General features: G+C 68.9%; 3 protein-coding genes. All 3 read left to right on the top strand.

Translation table 11 applies throughout. The features are described 5' to 3' along the window. Window positions 1-68 precede the first annotated feature (68 nt). Window positions 69-641, top strand: a complete 573-nt coding sequence (locus ACWCQ1_RS51805; RefSeq protein ID WP_451030097.1) for a response regulator transcription factor — start codon at window positions 69-71, stop codon at window positions 639-641. Then, a complete protein-coding gene (locus ACWCQ1_RS51800) occupies window positions 638-1,801 on the top strand; it encodes a sensor histidine kinase (protein WP_451030096.1) in 1,164 nt (387 codons plus the stop codon). Before ACWCQ1_RS51805 ends, ACWCQ1_RS51800 begins: the two co-directional genes overlap by 4 nt. 218 nt (window positions 1,802-2,019) lie before the next feature. Beyond that, entirely contained in the window at window positions 2,020-2,508 is a 489-nt protein-coding gene (locus ACWCQ1_RS51795; protein ID WP_451030095.1) for a hypothetical protein, read from the top strand. Window positions 2,509-3,407 lie beyond the last annotated feature (899 nt).

Below are 3,407 nucleotides of genomic sequence, written 5' to 3'. Positions count from 1 at the left end.
CCTCCGCGCGAAGTCCACGCCGAGTACGAGAAGTTGCGAATCGCCGCGTGAAATAAACGGTCAGAAGCCTGTCCGGAAAACGCGAGGCCCCTCAGTGTCTCCTGACCGACTACGACGTACTGGTGCTCGACCGCGACCTTCCCGTGATGACCGGTGACGCGGTATGCCGACGGCTGCGAGCCCTCCACAGCCCGCCCCGCATCCTGATGCTGACGGCAGCCGGCGGGATCGGGGATAAGATTTACGGACTCGAGGAACTGGGCGCCGATGACTACCTGGCGAAGCCTTTCGACTTCGCCGAACTCGTGGCCCGTATCCGGACCCTGTACCGCCGTGCGCCCAAACCGCCGCCCCTGGTGTTACGGCGCGGCGGCGTCCATATGGACCATACGCGCCGTGAGGTACGCGTCGGCGGTCGGCTGGTCGACCTCACCCCCAAGGAGTTCGCTGTCCTCCATATGCTGCTGGAGTCGAGCGGTGAGCCCGTTTCCCACCGTGCCCTCGTGCAATCCGTCTGGGATGAAAACCTCGGCGCCCGCACCAGCGCGGTCCGTGCCACGGTCAGTCGGCTGCGGACCAAGCTGGGCGGTCCGCACACCATCACCGCCGACACCGGCCGCGGCTACCGCCTCGCTCCATGAGGCCGCGCCATTTCTCCCGGCTTGCCTTCCGTACCCGGCTCGCCCTCGCGTTGGGCGGCCTGTTCCTGCTGTCGGGCACCGCGCTTTTGGCCTTCGTCGTCGTCCTGGCACTCTACGGAACCGCCCAGAAGACAGCCGACGCCAGTATCACACCGGTGGGCGCCCCTGCCTTCGGCAAGGCTTCGCCCACCGGCGCCGATCCGGCACCGGTCGCATCGGACGGGGTAGCCGTCCGACTCGTCGAATCGACTGTCCGAGCCGTTCAGCACACCGCGCTGCAGCAAATGGTCCTCTGGTCGACCGTCGGCCTGGTCCTCATGACCGCCCTCGTCGTGCTGATCGGCCGATGGCTGGCAGGCCGCGTGCTACGCCCCGTGGCCGCGGTCACCGCAGCAGCGCTGCGCATCAGCGAGGCCAGCCTCGACAAACGTCTCGGCCTGACCGGCCCGGACGACGAACTGCACCGCCTCGCCGACGCCTTCGACTCCATGCTGGACCGCCTCCAACGGTCCTTCGACAGCCAGCGCCGTTTCGTCGCGAATGCCTCCCACGAACTGCGCACCCCTCTCGCCGCCCAACGCACCAGTATCGAAGTCGGCCTGGCCGACCCGCTCCCGGCGCACCTCGTGGAAACCCGCGAGGACCTCCTGACCACCAACCGCGAAGCCGAACAACTCATCGCCTCTCTCCTGCTCCTCGCCCGCAGCGACCGGGGGCTGGAGCACACCGAACAGGTGCACCTGGCCGATCTGGCCAACGCGGCGACGACAGGTCTGCGCCAAGTCGCCGTAGAAAAGGGCCTGGCCCTCCACACCCGGTGGTGCAATCCGGCGCAGGTGACCGGTGACCCGGTCCTCATCCGGCATCTCATCTCCAACCTGGTGAGCAACGCGCTCCAGTACAACCGGCCGGACGGTCGCGTGGAGGTGACGCTCGACGGCGGCAGCCTCACCGTCACCAATACCGGCCGGCCGGTCGACCCCGACCGCATCCACGACCTCTTCGAGCCCTTCCGGCGCCTGAGCCAGGACCGTACCGGCGCTTCCGGCCACGGACTGGGCCTGTCCATCGTCCGGTCCATCGTCCAGGCACACGGCGCCGATCTGCACGCCGAACCAGGCCCTGACGGAGGACTCAAGGTCACTGTCCGCTTTACCTGAAAAACCCCACAGCCGTTGCCGCTGCCCCTGCCTCCAGAACGAGGCCGACCAGGTTCCTGGTCGGCCAACTCGCTGTGCGGCGGCGAGGATTGTGCCAATCCGATAAGGAAGCGGGGCAGAACAGCGGCCTCACGCTTACCGCGTTGAACACGACCGCGGGGTGAGATGAGTCCAGAAAGCACGGCACTCGGTCGTGCTGACGGATTCAGGAGCAATCCATGCGTAAGAAGAACCGGGTTATCGGCCTCGTCGCGTCGTCGGTGGCGGCCGTGGGGCTGGCCGCCCTGGCAGCCACCTCGGCCGGCGCCGCCACCGCTACCGCTGGCGACGACGCCAAGCCTGCCGGGCACGCCAAGCCCGGCGACATCAAGAACAATCCTGCCGGGGTTCTTGTGAAGCGCACCGCGCACGGCATCCTCCTCAAGGCTCTGACCAAGGACGAGGCCGGCAACACCAACGGCTGGAAGTCCACCAAGCCGGCCGGCCAGTCCGCCGGGCACGCCAAGCCGGCCGGCCAGTCCGCCGGGCACGCCAAGCCCGGCGACATCAAGAACAATCCTGCCGGGGTTCTTGTGAAGCGCACCGCGCACGGCATCCTCCTCAAGGCTCTGACCAAGGACGAGGCCGGCAACACCAACGGCTGGAAGTCCACCAAGCCGGCCAGCCAGTCCGCCGGGCACGCCAAGCCCGTCGACATCAAGGACTAGCCTGCCGGGGTTGAGGCTCTAACCAAGAACGAGGTCGACAACACCGACGGCTGGAAGCCCACCAAGTAACCACCCGTTCTCTTGTGGGGCGGGGGTGTTCCGAATCCGCGTCGACGGACTGCCCGCACACGAAGAGCCCCTACTCATCGAACAGGGGCACCCTGTGCCGCAACGGAAAGGGCGGGCCGATCCGTCGGTGCGGTCATCGCGGCCCCGGGGGTCGTTCGCCTGGCGGCGACGTCCAGGCGGACGGCCCCCGCCTCTTTTCTGCGGGCGGTCCGGCGGCCCCCGGTCGGGTCCGGGGCCGCCACTCGCCGGCCGACCCGGCCGCCCGTCTTCGAGGAAGCGCCCCGGCGCGGACCGTATGGCACGGCCGCCGTCTTCCGGGACCGGTACGGGACCCGCTGGGACCGCGGCGGCGGCCGGGGCGTGGCGGGTGCGGCCTATCCCGGCGTTGATCCGGCGGGGCCGCTCGGTGAGATGGCTGCGCACGAGGTCGAGGGGCACGGTGCACGGTGCGCCGTGGACGGTGGTGGCTGAGGGGCAGATGACCGCGCCGTCCCCGTGTTCGCCGATCACGTACCCGTGCACGGCGTCGACCAGCACACGATGGTGTGCGGCGAGAGCCGCGCGGTAGCGGGCGGTGTCGGTCGTCGAGCCGATGCCGTAGGTGGAGGCGCCGCTGATCGTGGTGAAGAGGCGCGAGAGGATGTCCACCGGGTTGGTGACCATCACGACGGGCCTGGTGTAGCCGGTGAAGGCGTGGGCGAGGCCGGCGATCAGGGCACCATGGGGCCACGGGCGAGCCGGTCGGCGAGGGAGCCGCCGTCGACGAGTTCCATGACGATCCAGGGATAGGTGCCCTCGCCGCCGTCGACGATGTGATGGATCGTCACCAC

This window comes from Streptomyces sp. NPDC002144, from assembly GCF_053593695.1.
The sequence above is the reverse complement of the archived record's forward strand: the minus strand, read 5'-3'. Positions and strand labels throughout refer to the sequence as shown.